This is a genomic window from Deferrisoma camini S3R1, assembly GCF_000526155.1.
Classification (GTDB): domain Bacteria; phylum Desulfobacterota; class Deferrisomatia; order Deferrisomatales; family Deferrisomataceae; genus Deferrisoma; species Deferrisoma camini.
On the sequence record NZ_JAFN01000001.1, the window covers coordinates 3,719,821 to 3,734,172 of the forward strand.

Sequence of the window (14,352 nt, forward strand, 5' to 3'; positions counted from 1 at the left end):
CGGGAGACGGGAGTCGTGTACTCGGTTACCGAACGGATCCTGACGCTCCTGGCGGCCCATCCCCATCCGGTGACCTTCTTCCTGCTGGTGCTCACGGGACTGGGGCTTCCCGTGCCGGAGGACGTGATCCTTCTGGCGGCCGGGGCCGTGGTGAGCTGGGGGCGCACCGGCTACTACCCTATCGTGGGGGCGGCCCTCCTGGGGGTGCTGGTCGGGGATCTCCTGCTCTTCCTCCTGGGGCGGAGATACGGTCCCAACGTCCTCAAACATCGACCGTTTCGGTACCTGGCGAGCCCACGGCGCATGGACCGGGCGCGGGACATGCTGGCCCGTCGAGGCGCGGGAGCCGTGTTCCTCGCTCGGTTCGTCGCGGGGGTGCGGTTTGCGGTGTTCTTTGTGGCCGGGGCGAGCGGCATGAACGCGGCCACGTTCGTTCTGCTCGACCTCACGGGGGCCGTGCTCTCGGTTCCCCTGGTGGTCCTCGTGGGGTACGTGTTCGGCTCGAACCTGGAGGAGGCCCTGGGCTTCCTCCATGCCCACCGCTGGCAGGTGCTCGCCGCCGCGGTCGGCTTGGTGCTGGCGGGGTGGGCCCTCGTTCGGGTGGGCCGGGCCCTCGGCCTGTGGAACCGGATCCGGCGGGCCGGGGCGGCCCTGGCCGGCGGGTACCTGGGACGCCGCCGGTGGTTTCGTTTGGCCCTGCTGGCCGCGGCATTGGGCGGTGTGGTCTACTACGCGGCGGTGGCCGCCCAACCGCTGCCCGCGGCCGACCGGAACTTCCGGGAGATCGCCCGGATTCCCGCCGTGGGCCCGGGAGAGCCGTTCAGCTTTGCGGTGTTGGGCGACAACCGCAACAGCCAGACGGTGTTCACGGAGATTCTCCGGCGCATCGATGCGGATCCCGACATCCGGTTCGCGGTGGACCTGGGAGACCTGGTATTCGACGGCGAGAGGGAGAAGTACCGGTTCTTCTTGGAGCAGATCGGCGGATTCACGAAGCCCCTCCTGGTGGCGCCGGGAAACCACGACATCCGCGAGGGCGGCCGCGCCGTGTACTATGACGCGTTTGGCCCATTCTACTACTCGTTCCGGGTGGGCGACGCCCTGTTCGTGGTGCTGGACGACGCCGACGAGGTGGGATTCACGCCGTCCCAGTGGGCCTGGGCCGAGCGCGTGGTGAAGGAATCGGGCGCCGCGCACACGTTCGTGATGTTTCACGTGCCGCTGTTCGATCCCCGCCACCGCACGGACCTCGACTGGCTCAAAGCCGTGCTGCCGGGGCCCGCCCGGAACTGGATGTTCCACCACAGCCTGGCCGACGACGCGAAGGCCCGGGAGTATGCGGCAGCGTTCCGGCGGTGGGGGGTCACGAGGCTGTACTGCTCCCACGTTCACGGCTTCTACCGGGGAGAGTGGGCCGGCGTGCCGTTCACCCTGACGGGGGGTGCCGGCGCCCCGCTGGTCGGGGTCGACCCCGAGCACGATTTCTACCATTACGTGAAGGTCACGGTGGGACCCGGGGGCGTGCGCGAGGAGGTGGTTCGGATTCCTTCGCCCTCGTTCGGGCTTCTGGCCCGCGCCGGAAACCTGGTTTTTCTGCATCTGAGAAGCTTCGTGGCCACCCACGTCCCGGGTACGGTTCTGTTCCTCGTGTTCGCGGTGGGCGCGTGGGACCTCCTGGCTGCCCGGCGCGGTCGGGAGAACGCAGCGTGATGCGGGTCTCCCTCCTGGCCGTGGCCCTCGCCCTCATCATGGTGTCGGCGAGCTCGGCCTCTGCCGGGGTGGGCCGAGACCCGGTCCGGGCTGGTCGGGACGCCCTCGCGTACGCCGTGACCCCGGCCGGCTGGGGTGCCGAGGAATGGGGCCGGTTCGGGCTCGCCGCGGGGGCGGTGGCGGCCGTGGGGGTGGCCGACGAGGGCGTCCGGGTCTCCGTACGAGACGTCCGCACCGGGTTCACGGGGGATCTCGCCCGGGCGGTGAAGGGGCTCGGCGAGCCCCTGGGCTGGGGCGGGGCTGTGGTCGCGGCCACGTACCTGGGGGGCTGGGCGGCCGGAGCCGACGACGTGCGGGAGACCGGGTTTCGCATGGCCGAGGCCGGCGTGCTTTCGCTGGCGGCGGCATCGGTGCTCAAGGTCGCCGCAGGCCGAAGCCGGCCCGGGGAGGGGCAGGGCGCCGGCACGTTTCGGCCGCTCCGGGGCGGTCTGGGCGGCGGGCGCTCGTCGTTCCCCTCAGGCCACACCACGTTCGCCTTCGCCGTGGCCGCGGTGGCGGCCGAACGGGTGCCGGGTTCGGGCTGGGTGGCCTATCCGCTCGCGGCGCTCGTGGGCTGGTCGCGCCTCCACGACGACGACCACTGGGCGAGCGATGTCGCGGCGGGGGCCGCCCTGGGCGCGGCCACCGGCTGGTGGGCGGCGCACCGCCCGGATGAGTCCGCCGCCCGGCTGGTGCCCTGGGTCGGCCCGGGCGGGGGAGGCCTGGCATGGGCCGGAGAGTTCTGAGCCGGCCGCGCCTTCCCGGCACGGTCCGGGCGCTCGGGTGGGTGAGCCTGCTCACCGATCTGTCGAGCGAGATGATCTATCCCCTGCTCCCGGCGTTTCTCACGGGCGTCCTGGGGGCGGGGGCCGGAGCCTTGGGGGTGATCGAGGGGGTGGCCGAGGCCACGGCGTCGGTGCTCAAGTGGGTGTCGGGCCGGTGGTCCGACCGGATGGAGCGCCGGAAGCCGTTGGTGCTGGTGGGGTATACGGTGTCCGGGATGAGCCGCCCCCTGATCGGGGCGGCCTCCTCGTGGCTCGGGGTGCTGGGACTGCGGTTCTCGGATCGGGTGGGCAAGGGGCTTCGCACGTCCCCGCGCGACGCCTTGATCGCCGAGGCCGTGGCGCCCGAACAGCGCGGCCGGGCGTTCGGATTCCACCGGGCCATGGACCACGCGGGTGCCGTGGTGGGGCCCCTGGTGGCCGCGGCCCTGCTGGGCTGGGGCGTGCCGCTCCGCGTCGTGTTTGGGCTGGCCGCGCTGCCCGCAGCGGCGGTGGTCGTTGTGATCGCGCGAGGAGTTGCGGAGTCTCCCCGTTCTGCTCCGCAACCCGATCCGTCCCTGGCCGCGGCCCCAAAGCCGGGGGGATTCGGCCCCGGCTTCGGACGGTTTCTGCTGGCCCTGGCGGTGTTCACCCTGGGCAACTCTACCGACGCGTTTCTCCTGTTCCGGATGTCCGAGCTGGGGGCCCCGGCTGCCAGCGTGGCCGTGTTGTGGGCGGCCCACCACGGGGTGAAAACCGCGGCAACCCTCTGGGGGGGCCGGATCGTGGACCGGCTAGGCCCGCGACGGTGCCTCACAGCCGGGTGGTTGTGGTACGCCGTGGTCTACCTCGGCTTCGCCCTGGCGCGGGGGCCGGGCGCGGGCGTGGTGTGGTTCCTGGCTTACGGCCTCTATCACGGGTTGGCCGAGCCCGCCGAAAGGGCATGGACCGCCGCCCTGGCCCCCCGGGGCGTCCGGGGCGCCGCCTACGGGTGGGTTCACGGGGCGATGGGGCTCGCCGCCCTGCCTGCGAGCCTTCTTTTCGGGGGCCTCTGGGAGGCCTGGGGGGCTCCGGTGGCCTTCGGTGTCGGGGCGGCGCTGGCAGTGGGCGCGGCGGCGCTGCTGGCGGGCGTACCGAGCCGTCCCGTCGGCGGCGCGAACGCCTGAGCGGCCGCGCACGGACTTCCTCCCGTCCCCAGGGCGGACCGCCTCCCGGCCGGTCCCCGCCCGCAAAGAGGCTCCCGCCGAAGAGTCGGTCCAGGGCTACGGCGAGATCCAGGTGCTCGTCCCGTCGGAGATCGACTCCAGCACCGGATCGATCATCCGCAGCTCCAGCTCGCTCTCGCTCTGGTCCACGAACACCCGGGCCGTGGCCTGGGGGCTCGTGCGGCCTGCCTCCACCACGGTGGTGGTGAGGAACGGGAACGCGGTGGGGTCCGAGCCGCCCACTCGCACGCGGAAGTCCACGAGATTCCGCTGGGCCGGGTCCACCTCCGGGTACTTCGTGCTGAGATCGGAGGGGGCGGCCTGGGTCTGTCCCCCGGGTACCGCGACGATCACGAGGGGCCCGAACGCCGGCCTCATGCGCAGGTAGAACGGGGCGCTCCGGTCCTGCCCGGCCACCTGGACCGTGGCCCCCCCGCCCTTGCGGCTCGCCCGGGCGCTGGCTCGGGCCAGGATCCGGGCCGTGCGCAGGTCCAGATCGGACTGGGTTAGCCGGGCGAGCCACGCCACCCGGGCCCCGGCCTGGGGGTCGCCCTGCACCGCGTTCTCCGGGATCACCAGGGCCACCTGGTCCAGGGCGTAGGCGTGGGACGTATGGTTGGCCGAGTAGTTCTCCGGGGCTATGGAGTCGTTGATCACGTTGGCCAGCACCCCCGCGATGAGGCCTGCGGTGAGCTGGGCGCCGCTCACCTCGAACCGGAGGGATTCGGGAGCCTGAGTGAACACGCCGAAGGGCTTCTTCACCGGAACCCGTTCGAAGGTGCCCGTTTCATACAAGAGGAACTTGCCGGTGTCCTGGTCGAGCACGGCGTTCACGGTGAGGCGCTCCCATACCCGGGGGAACACCTCCTCCAGGCCCTCCTGGGCGAGGATCCCTGGCGGCGCCCCCTGGGCGGTGCTCACCAAAGAGGCCAGGGCGTGGTCCGGGAGGCCCTTGCCGGTGCTGGGGTTCATGGCCTGGTTGTCCCAGATCTGGAACGCCGCGGCTACCCCGGCGGAGGCCAGAACTCCGGCCGGGCCGGCCGCGGTGAGCATGGCGCCCACGGCCGCCGCCCCCACGGACACGACCACCTTGGCCGTGGAGGCCTTGAGGGCCGCCTCGGCGTCCACCCGGGTGGTCAGCCGGATGTCGTCGTCCCGAACCACCTGGGGGTAGCGGCTCAGCACCAGCGGCGCCTTGAGGGTGGCTTCGACCAGGGGCTGGCCGCTCGGGTCCGTCGGGTCGGTGGTGAACTCGAAGGCCGCGTTCGGCCCCCCCAGGTGGAACGCGGTGCGGATCACGTCCCGGCCGTCCAGGTCCTTGGAGAAGGTGACCACCCGGCCGTCGGCGGCCGAGTCCGCGCGCACCGCCTCCTCGCCGATCGTGTCGCCCAGGTCCGAGATCTGACCCGTGCGCAGGTAGCCGCAGTCGAGCCCGGGGGTGTCCACCCCGGGGGTTCGGGTGATCACCTGGTACCGGGTGCCCGCGAACCGTCCTCCCGAGGCGCCGCCCTGCTGATACAGAAGGCCGCTGTCGAGCATCGTGTCGGGCGGAGCAGGAAAGAACGACAGCAGTTCGGTCCCGTTGGGCGATTTCCTGCCGTACGTCCAAGGGTCGAAGCACACCCCCCCCAATGTGAGGCCAAAGGGCGTGAGCCGGGTGGACCCGGTCACAATCGTCTCGGTGACCGGATCCGGGGCGAACGGCTCCGGCTCACCGACGAAGTCCGCCCACCGGCCGTCGTCCGGGGTGCCGGGGAAGAACGGCATGTCCAGGACTCCGAGCCCCTTCTCCGGGTCGTGGTCGATCCCGATCCAGACCTCCTGAGCCGCGTTGGGATCCGGAGGGGTCGGCTCCCCGGTCGTCTGGTTCGGCTCGAAGGAAAGGGCGGCGTAGGCATCGTCCCGGGATAGGTTTCCTTCCTCCACGGCCAGCGTCGGCGCCCGAAGCGTCTCGTGCCGGGGCACGAAGTTGAAGACGGTGAGGGTCTGCTCCAAGATCGTCTGCGCCAGACCCTGCTGGGTCACCTCCACGGCGAGCGTGGTGTCCCCCGGGTTGGAGCTGACCCGGTCGGGCAGCCCGTCGGGCAGATCCACGGTCTGGTCGCCCACTGTGGTGGTCTGGTCCGTGAGGTCACCGTACAGGTCGAACCGCGCCGTCTGCCCGCCCGCAAGCCACCGCTGCAGCTTGGGCTGCAGGGTGTACGTGGGAACGTACACCCCGGGGGTCCGGGTGCGCGTGCGGGAGAACCCGGCAAGGGGAGTGGTCTGGCCCGCGGTCTCCACCCGGGCGGTCACGCGCACGGGAAGCGTGGTGCCCGTGACCTCCACCTCCACGGGCACCCGGGCCCGCTCCGCCACCCCGGGCCATTTGGCATTGAGCGGGAGCACCGTGGGAACGGCGCCCGTGGGCTTGACCTCGGCGATGTCCAGGGGGCCGGCCTTGTAGTGGGCCTCGCCCTGGCTCCCGAAGAACAGATGGAGCTCGAAGCTCCCCCGGCCGGAGGTGAAGTACTCTTCGGGCACGGTCAGGGTCACGTCCAGGGTGCTGGCGTCCACTGGCGTCACCGCATCCACCAAGGGCTCGAGCGCCGCCTGCCCGTCGCGCCGCAGCTCCACCCGGGCGAGGGTGGGCGTGCCGGCGGCCAGGAGGTCGGCGAAACTCTTTCCTCCCTTCAGCCGCCAGGTCGCCTGGAACGCCCCGGAGTGCCCCGAGGGGGCGAGCTGCACCGCCGGCGTGGCTACGAGGGAGGCGCCCCCGAACACGAGTTCGATCGTCCCGGCAGCCTGGTTGGGTAGTTCCGTGTAGAAGAACGAGCCCGCGATCACATCCCCGGGCTCGGCAGCCACGGCGAGCTGGGGCTGGAGTTCGGCGCACCCGCCCTTTGCGACCTCGGTGGTCGAGGAGGTGGTATTCGTCCCCCCGCTCAACACCGTAAAGGTGAGGGCGTTCGACTGCTGGCTGCCGTCCGGGCGGTACAGCGTGAAAGATCTGGAGGAGAAGTCTACCTCCACGCCGTTATCCGCGCTCGTGCACACCCTCACGGGCTGGAGCGCGCCTTCGGAGAAGTCCTGGACGGTCCGCTCGGCCCACGTGGAGGCGCTTCCCGTGACCACCTCGGTGGATTGCACCGCGTAGCCGGTGTCGTCCGGGAACTCCAGGTACCGGATGCGGAACTCGTAGGTGCCGGCCTGGCTCGAGTCGAACGCGGCCACGAACCCGTCGGTGCCCTGGGACGTGAGCCCCGAGCCGCCTCCGATCCCGGAGCCGGGGAAGGTCCCGGTGAGCAACGGCGCCGGAGTCCATCCCCCGCCGCCCCCCTGCGGCCGGTACTCCACCACCGGGGTGAGGCCGACGACGGCGGGGGCGTAGCTCACGTTGACGTAGAAGGGAGAGCCCGTGGGCCCGATGTTCGTGGGGCCCACGTTCACGGTGTCCGGCTCCGGGAAGGCCCCGGTCACCGTGAACTGCACCGGCGTGGCGATCCGCTGCCCCCGGTACAGGAGCACCGTGCCGGTCAGGTCGAGGGTCACGGTGACGTCGCCCACGGCCCGGGGCACGACGTCGGCGAGCACGTGCACCGTGCCCTGGAGATCCGGGTTCTGGCCGGGCAGGTCGAGGATGCCCCCGATCTGCGGAGCGGGCACCAGGCCGGAAACCGTGACGGTCTCCGTGCGGACCTCCACCTCGGCCACCCGGTCCGTGCCGTCTTCGTACACGATGGGCGGGTCGGCGACGGTGATGCTACCGCCGAACCCGCCTGCGGTGTTGTGCCAGAGGGCCTCCAGCCCCGGCGGCAGGAAGCCGCCCTGGTCCGCCGCGACCCGGAAGTTCCCCCGAACATCCCCCAGAAGCGCGGCGAGCTCGTCGGGCAAAAGGGTCTGCCCCTGGCTGTCGGTGGCTTTGAGGAAGAGCGCCAGGGCCACGGTCTCGTTGAAGCCCTGAGTTCCCTCGGGCGTCACCACCACGTCGCCGGCGTTGGTGGCCGCGCCTTCCACGCCATCGGCCTTCACGATCCAGGGGGTGACCTCCAGCCCCAGGAACTCGGCCGTGAACGTGGCGCTCTTCCCGGTCTGGCTCTCGGTGACCCGGAACGCGGCCACCCCCACCTTGCGGCCGAACACCACCCGGCCCGCGGCCGCGTCCACGTAGGCCACGTAGGTGGTGGGGTCCGGCAGGGGATCCACGGGGCTCTCCCGGGGCTGGACCCAGCCGTTCGAATCGAGGGCCTCGTAGGTCACCGCGTCGGTGGGCGCCAGGTCGTAGGCCCCACCGGCGTGGGGCCCCCGCTGGGGTTCTAGGAGCACCTGGATGGGCTTCTGGTAGCCTTCCACCGCTCCGTAGACCGCGTCCGGGGTGACCTCCAGCACGTAGTCGGTGTCGGAGACCACGATCACCCCGGCCTGGGGGGAGCCGGGCGTCGTGGTGTCGGTGAACGTCACCGTGGTGCGGCCGAGCTCGCTGCCCATGGTGACCGTGGGGGGGGCGACCGATGCGGTGGCCACCGCCGTGTTGTCCGTGGACGCCTGGATGCCGGGGTCGTTGGTGAGATCCACCGAGGTCCCGTCCGACAGCTCTGCCGTGAGCGAGATCGCGTGGCTCGAACCCGCCTGGGTGGACCGCACGATCCCCGGGTCGGCCACGAGCTCCATGAGCGGGAACGACACCTCGTCGAAGGCGGTGGGGTCCTCCACGCTCTGGGCCCGGATCGTGATGGTGAGGGGCTTCGTGGGCATGAGCGGCGGCGCCTTGTACTCCCCGGCGTCGGTGATGGTCCCGGTGGCCGGATCGCCCCCCTCCACGTTGTTCACGAACCAGCGCACGTTCGTGTTCACCGCTCCCGTGACCGTGGCCGTGAACGTCACCGTGGCCCCCAGCCCCACCCGCGGAGGTTGCGGATCGATCGCCACCTGGATGTCCGCCGGTTCGGCCACCAGGGTCACGGCGGCAGACGCGCTCGCCGTGGGATCGCCGGCCAGCCGCGCCTCGAGCGTGACCTGGTTTCCGGCCGTTGGCATGAGGATCGGCGCGTGGTAGGTGTACGTGCCGGGCGCGTCCGCGCTCTCCTCGATCGTGCCCACCTGGGTGTCGCCCCCCTCCACGCCGTTGACCAGAACGATCACGGCCTGGCCCGCCGGCTCGGTGGTCACGGTGAAGGTCTCCCGGCCGTCCAGGGGCACGGTGGCCTCGGCCGGGGCGATGGAGACCGTCGTTGGGGCCGACACCGTGAAGGTGACCTCGGCGAACCGCGTCGGATCCGACTCCAGTTCGGCCCGCACGGTGACCGCACCGGGCGGGGCGCCCGCCGGCGCGGTGTAGGTGCCGTCGGACGCGATCGAGCCGTAGGTGGCATCGCCCCCTTCCACGCCGTTCACGAGCCACCGGACCGGGTCGGTCACGGGGTCGGCGCCCGAGAACAGCACGAACCCCACGGTTTCTCCCAGGGCCACCTGGGACACCGCAGGCGCGAGCGAGAGCGTTGTGCCTCCCCCGCTTCCCCCTGCTTGCTGCTGCCGAAAGGTCACCGTGGCCGAGGCCGCGACCTGGGGCAGGGCCTTGAGCCGTGCCGTGACCGCGACCTGCCCGGCCGGAGGCGGACTGGCCGGCGCGGCGTACTGCCCGGAGTCCGAGACCGTGCCCACGGTGGCGTTGCCCCCGAGGATCCCCTCCACCAGGAACTCCACAGCCGTGTCCGAAAGGGCGCCCTCCGGGTTCACCGCGACCGCGGCGGTGAACACCGTGGTACCCCCCGGGTCCAGGACGGCGGTGGTCGGGTTGAGGGTGATCCCCACCGAGGCCACGGTGAACGTCGTCTCCGCCGCGGCCGAGGGGGCGGTCGCGCTTTCGGCTCGCACCGTGACCACCACCGGGGCCGAGGGGTCCGAGGGCGCGGTGTAGGTGCCGGCCGGGTCGATCGTGCCGGCGTCGGCGCCGCCGCCCTCCTCGCCGTTCACGAACCAGCGGGCGTCCGTCGCCGGGGATCCGCCGGCGTCTACGAGCTGGAACGAAACGGCCTGCCCGGGAAGCACCGTACCCGGCGCGGGCACCAGGGCGAAGTCCCCTGTGACCGGAGGCCAGGTCCGGAAGCTCCAGCTGTACGTCGTGCCGTCGGCCGTGACCGAAGCGGTGTAGGTCTGGCCGGGCTCCAGGGGGGCCCGGGGGACGATCACCACGGCGTCGCGGGTGTTGAGGACGAGCCGCCCGCGGTCCTGGTCGTCCGGGTCGGGGTTGGTGTAGGTGGCCTCGTCGAACCAGCAGACCTCAAGGTCGGTGCCCCCCCCGGCTTGGAGCGACACCGCGGTGACGTCGGGAACGTTGGTCCCAAAGGGATCCGAGCCGAGCTGGACCACCAGGGGGAGCCCCGTGGGTGCCGTGAATCCATCGCAGCCGGAAAGGGGGTCGGGGCTCTCCAACCCCGGGTACTCCAGCAGGTGCACCACCGCGTCCGGCCCGGGAAAGAACAGGGGAAAACTCACCCCGTCCGGCACCTGGTCCGCGAGGCCCGAGAGCACGTTCAGAACGGCCGCCGACTGCCATCCCGTGCCGTCCGCCTCGTTCCAGATGCCGTACCCCACCCGCTCGAGACGGGGATCCAGGATGCCCAGGGCGTGGAACGGGCCGGTCATCCAGGCGTCGAAGGCCCGGGCGCTGTCCATGGCCGCGTCCTCGGACTTGACCACGTTGCCCTTCTGGGCCGCGGTCTGCCCTTCGGCCGAGTACCCCGGCTTGGTGGGCTCCTCGTCGTGGACGTTGCCGTCCGGATCGATCTCGGGGTGGGAGGTGTCGTTCGCCACCAGGTACTTGGCGTGCTTGAGGGCGCCGACGCTCAGGTCGGCGTCCTCGGCCACGGCGGGGAGGAATGTGCCGGCGCGGGCGGCCCGGCGGGAGGCAGGGGCCCGGGTGCCTGAGCGAAACAGATTCAGGTAGGCGAGCCACTGCTCCCCCACCCTTACCGTGATCTCCGCCTCGTCGGTGACCGACGGATCCGCTTTGGCCGTTGCCCGCACGTGGTAGGTGCCGGGCACGAGCGGAGCGGTGTACCGGCCTGAGGTGTCCACCGTGCCCCCCCCGGGCTCCACCACCGACCAGTCGGCCTCGGCCGAGGCGCTGAGCTGCACCGAGGTGCCGATGTCCACGGTCTGCTGCTGGGGGGTGACCGCGAGCTGCACCGCCCCGCCGCCCGCACCTTCCCCGGCTCCGCCCCCCGTCTCTTCCGTGGCGTCTCCTCCACCCCCTCCTCCGCAGGCGGCGAGGCCCAAGGTCAGCAGGAGGACGGCAACGCAACGCATCGCCACCGTGGCGGGGGACAAAGGTCGAGACACTCGGCGCATGATTTCACTCCTTTGCCCCGCCCGCGATGTCGTCTACTCGAACGTGGCGCATGGGCCCTGGGGGAGGGCCGCCTTGCTCTGCCAGTCCAGGTCCATCTCGCCGGTTCTGAGCACCCGGAATCGGTCCAGGGGAATGTTCGGCAGCGGGACGAAGTCCCCGTCTGGCAACACCCCGTCGTACGGGTTTCCCTCGACGCTTCGGGGGTCGATGGCGTAGAGCCCGATCCCCGAGCCTCCGCCCGTGTCCACGAGGAACATGCCGTACTCCTGGAGCGCACGGGCGATGGTTCTCTCGTAGGGGGTAAGCCCGAGGGTGTCGAGGTCCAACTCCGGATCGAGCTGGAGCCGGGCCCCTTCGGGCATGGGCACGGCGCCCGGACCGGCGAGGTCCCGGATCTCCTCTTCCGTGCCGTCCCAGACCCCATCGGTGGCCGTGGCCGGCGCCACGGGACCGCCCGCGCGGGTGTAGGGGTAGTTGAACACGAGGGCGTGCTCGATCCGGCCGGCCTGCAGCTCGTCGGGCCAGATCAGCCCGCCCAAGAAAGCGAACCCCGAGCCCCGGGTCGAAAGGCCTCCCGGGTAGATCCCGGTGCCATCGAGGGAGACCGCCCCGCCCCAGCTCGCCACGGCCTGGTCGCCGACCCACCGGAACTGCCAGAAGTCGTACTCACACCGGGTCTGGAGGTCGAGCACGATCAGGTTGTTGTCCTGGTCGGCGTTTTCACCGCAGGTGGTGGTGTCCGGGGGGACCGGGTTGTCGGAGCCGTCCACGTCGAGGGTCGGCTCTGCGCTGTCGGGAATCGGGACACCGGTCATGCGCGAGGCGCCGAGCTCCCACCACGGGCCGCACGGCAGCTCCACGGTGCGCCGCGGGGTGGACGCGTCGGCGATGTACACGGGTGAGGAGTATTGCCGCACCTGAATCACGAGCTCCCCGCTCGCTTGGAGGAGCCGCACCATGGCGTCGGAGTCCGGATCGATGGCCGGGTCTTGGGAGATCGGCCGGTTCAGGGGGCTGTCGGCGGAGTAGAGGTTCACCTCGGAGAATCCCGGCAAGATCGACGGTGCTGTCCCTTTTCCGCCCCCGGCCGGCGGCTCAAGCGAGCTTCCATTGGGCCCGGTTTCGTCGGCAACCTGCGGGTCAACGGTCGGGTCGGAGTCTCCCCCCCCGGAGCCTCCCCCGCCGCAGGACACGCCTGCCAACAGGAGCATCCCTGCCAAGGCGATCCGCATCCAGCCGCCGGGGGAGGGGTAACAGCCTCGGATCCGCGCACCCATGTGCCTCCTCCTAGTCGTACCTCCGGGGTCATTCCTGTGCCCCCCGCATGATGTTCCTCGAACGTTTCACGGGTTTTGAAAAACTTGCAAGGTCTGTACCGGCCCGCTCAGCCGCGAGCAGGTCGCAAGAGGGCAGAGGGGTGAGTAGTTCGGTTCCTCGGGTGGGAAATCTCTTTCTCAAAATATAGACTGAAAGAGTCAGTTATCGACGGGCCGGCGGGATGAGGGTAGGATGAGGAATTATCATGAGAAGACGCGCCACGCTCTGGGCCCTACTCTTGCTCCCCCTGTGGTCGGGGGTTGCCCGTTCGGAGGGAACGGCGGGGCGTCTCGGCCGGGACGCGGGAGCGTACGTCACGGTTCCCGCTCGGTGGGGTGGGCAGGAGTGGCGCCGGCTCGCGTTGACGGCGGGCTCGGTGGGGGGCGTCATGCTCGCGGACGGGGGGGGACGGCGGCGGGTCCTCGCGGGAAGAGCCCGGTCGGGCCGAGACCTGGCCCGATTCGTGAAGGGATTCGGAGAGCCCCTCGGACTCGGCGGCGGGGTTGCGGCCTCGGTGTTCCTGGGTGGGTGGCTCTCCGGCGATCCGAGCACCCCGGATAACCCGGATTCCGATGAATGGCAACTTGGTACGAGAGGCAGACACCGACCAGGCGGAGGAGAGAGGGCGTGAAGTGCGACAAACCCAGTTCACGGGATCGCCCGGGGGGCGTGGAGGCTCCCGAAGGGGAGGGGAGAACCGTGGTGGCTGACGATATCCGGATGAGGGTGGCCGCTTTGGAGGAGGAACTCCGGTCACTCCGTGCGACCAACGAGCCCCTGGCTCAACGGGCGCAAGACCTGGAATTCGTGGAGGTCCGGCTTCGGGACCGCACGTGGGAACTCCGGGAGAAGAACGCCCTGCTCCAGGCCATTTACGACGCGGTGCCGGACATGATCTTCCTTCACGGCGCGGATGGGAGGGTGGAGGAGGTCAACGAGAACGTGCTCCGGACGTTCGGGTGGACCCGGGACGAGGCCCGGCGGGTGGGGGTGGTCGAGGCGAGCGGGCCGGACATGCGCCCCGAGGAGGCCATGGAGCGGATCCGCCGGGCCAAGGCGGGGGATCCGCAGGATTTCCAATGGACCGCCCGCCGGAAAGACGGGACCACGTTTCCGGTGGAGGTGCGACTCCGGCGCTTGGAGGGGCTGCCGGGGGAGCCGAAGGTCCTGGCCCTGGTGCGGGACCTCACCGGGGAGAGGCGGCGTCAGCAGGAGTTGCGGGTGCAGGAGCGGCTGGCCGCCCTCGGTGAGTTGGCCGCCGGGATCGCTCACGATTTCAACAACCTCCTGACCCCCGTGTGCAACTATCCGGAGATGCTCCGGGACCTGCCGGGGGTCCCCGACCGGGTCCGCAGGGCGCTGGAGGTGATCGGGGAGCAGGGCCATCGGGCGGCGAGGCTGGTACACCAGCTCCTGGACTTCGGGCGGGGGGCCCCACCCGACCGCCGGGTGCTGGACCTTCGCTCCTTCGTCCCCGAGGTCGGGGAGATGGTTCGTCGTACCCTGCCCGACGCGGTGGAGGTGCGGGTGGAGATCCCCGAAGGGAGCGATCTCAGGGTGTGGGCGGATCCGGTGCAGATCCAGCAGATTCTGGTGAATCTGGCCGTGAACGCCCGGGACGCCATGCCCAAAGGGGGGGGCTTGACCTTCGCTGCGGACCGGGTTCGGCTCCCGGCGGAGCCGGTTGAGCCCGGGACCCCCGAGGAGGGGGAATGGGTGCGGCTGACCGTGCGGGACACGGGAGAGGGGATCCCGTCCGACGTCCGGCCGCGGATCTTCGATCCCTTCTTCACGACCCGCGGGCCCGGCGAGGGCACGGGCCTGGGGTTGTCACAGGTCCACGGTCTGGTGACCGAGCACGGCGGGCGGATCACCGTGGAGTCCGAGCCCGGCCGGGGCACCGTGTTCCGGATGTACCTGCCGCCGGCGCCCAGCCCCACGAAAGGATCGCCCGGAGAACCGACAGGTCGCCGGTAGAACCATCCCTCGG

General features: G+C 71.2%; 6 protein-coding genes. 4 read left to right on the plus strand and 2 right to left on the minus strand.

The window, feature by feature from the left end; genetic code table 11:
- Positions 1–15 precede the first annotated feature (15 nt).
- From DEFCA_RS21000 to DEFCA_RS0116445, 3 genes are read left to right on the plus strand one after another with little or no spacing between them, the layout of a single operon-like run.
- On the plus strand, positions 16–1,710 hold the full coding sequence (locus tag DEFCA_RS21000; RefSeq protein ID WP_025324097.1) for a VTT domain-containing protein: 1,695 nt from the start codon (positions 16–18) through the stop codon (positions 1,708–1,710).
- The gene (locus tag DEFCA_RS23725; protein ID WP_025324098.1) at positions 1,710–2,495 is read left to right on the plus strand and encodes a phosphatase PAP2 family protein; all 786 of its coding nucleotides are present in this window, start codon (positions 1,710–1,712) and stop codon (positions 2,493–2,495) included. Before DEFCA_RS21000 ends, DEFCA_RS23725 begins: the two co-directional genes overlap by 1 nt.
- Positions 2,477–3,676, plus strand: a complete 1,200-nt coding sequence (locus DEFCA_RS0116445) for an MFS transporter (RefSeq protein ID WP_025324099.1) — start codon at positions 2,477–2,479, stop codon at positions 3,674–3,676. Before DEFCA_RS23725 ends, DEFCA_RS0116445 begins: the two co-directional genes overlap by 19 nt.
- A gap of 96 nt (positions 3,677–3,772) precedes the next feature.
- Here the strand turns inward: DEFCA_RS0116445 and DEFCA_RS0116450 are convergent, their stop codons facing one another.
- Positions 3,773–11,044: a CAP domain-containing protein gene (locus DEFCA_RS0116450; RefSeq protein ID WP_169709622.1), complete on the minus strand. Its 7,272-nt coding sequence runs from the start codon at positions 11,042–11,044 to the stop codon at positions 3,773–3,775.
- A 33-nt stretch (positions 11,045–11,077) separates the two neighbouring features.
- Positions 11,078–12,082 carry a hypothetical protein gene (locus DEFCA_RS0116455; protein WP_169709623.1) on the minus strand — a complete coding sequence of 335 codons (1,005 nt, stop codon included), beginning with the start codon at positions 12,080–12,082 and terminating at the stop codon, positions 11,078–11,080.
- 982 nt (positions 12,083–13,064) lie between these two features.
- Here DEFCA_RS0116455 and DEFCA_RS24405 point away from each other — a divergent pair.
- A complete protein-coding gene (locus tag DEFCA_RS24405; protein WP_169709624.1) occupies positions 13,065–14,339 on the plus strand; it encodes an ATP-binding protein in 1,275 nt (424 codons plus the stop codon).
- Positions 14,340–14,352: the final 13 nt, after the last annotated feature.

What these genes read in the sequence shown, in the direction of transcription:
- DEFCA_RS0116450 (WP_169709622.1), bottom strand. Translation starts at nt 11,044, where the DNA reads ATGCGCCGAGTGTCTCGACCTTTGTCCCCCGCCACGGTGGCGATGCGT.
- DEFCA_RS23725 (WP_025324098.1), top strand. Translation starts at nt 1,710, where the DNA reads ATGCGGGTCTCCCTCCTGGCCGTGGCCCTCGCCCTCATCATGGTGTCG.
- DEFCA_RS0116445 (WP_025324099.1), top strand. Translation starts at nt 2,477, where the DNA reads ATGGGCCGGAGAGTTCTGAGCCGGCCGCGCCTTCCCGGCACGGTCCGG.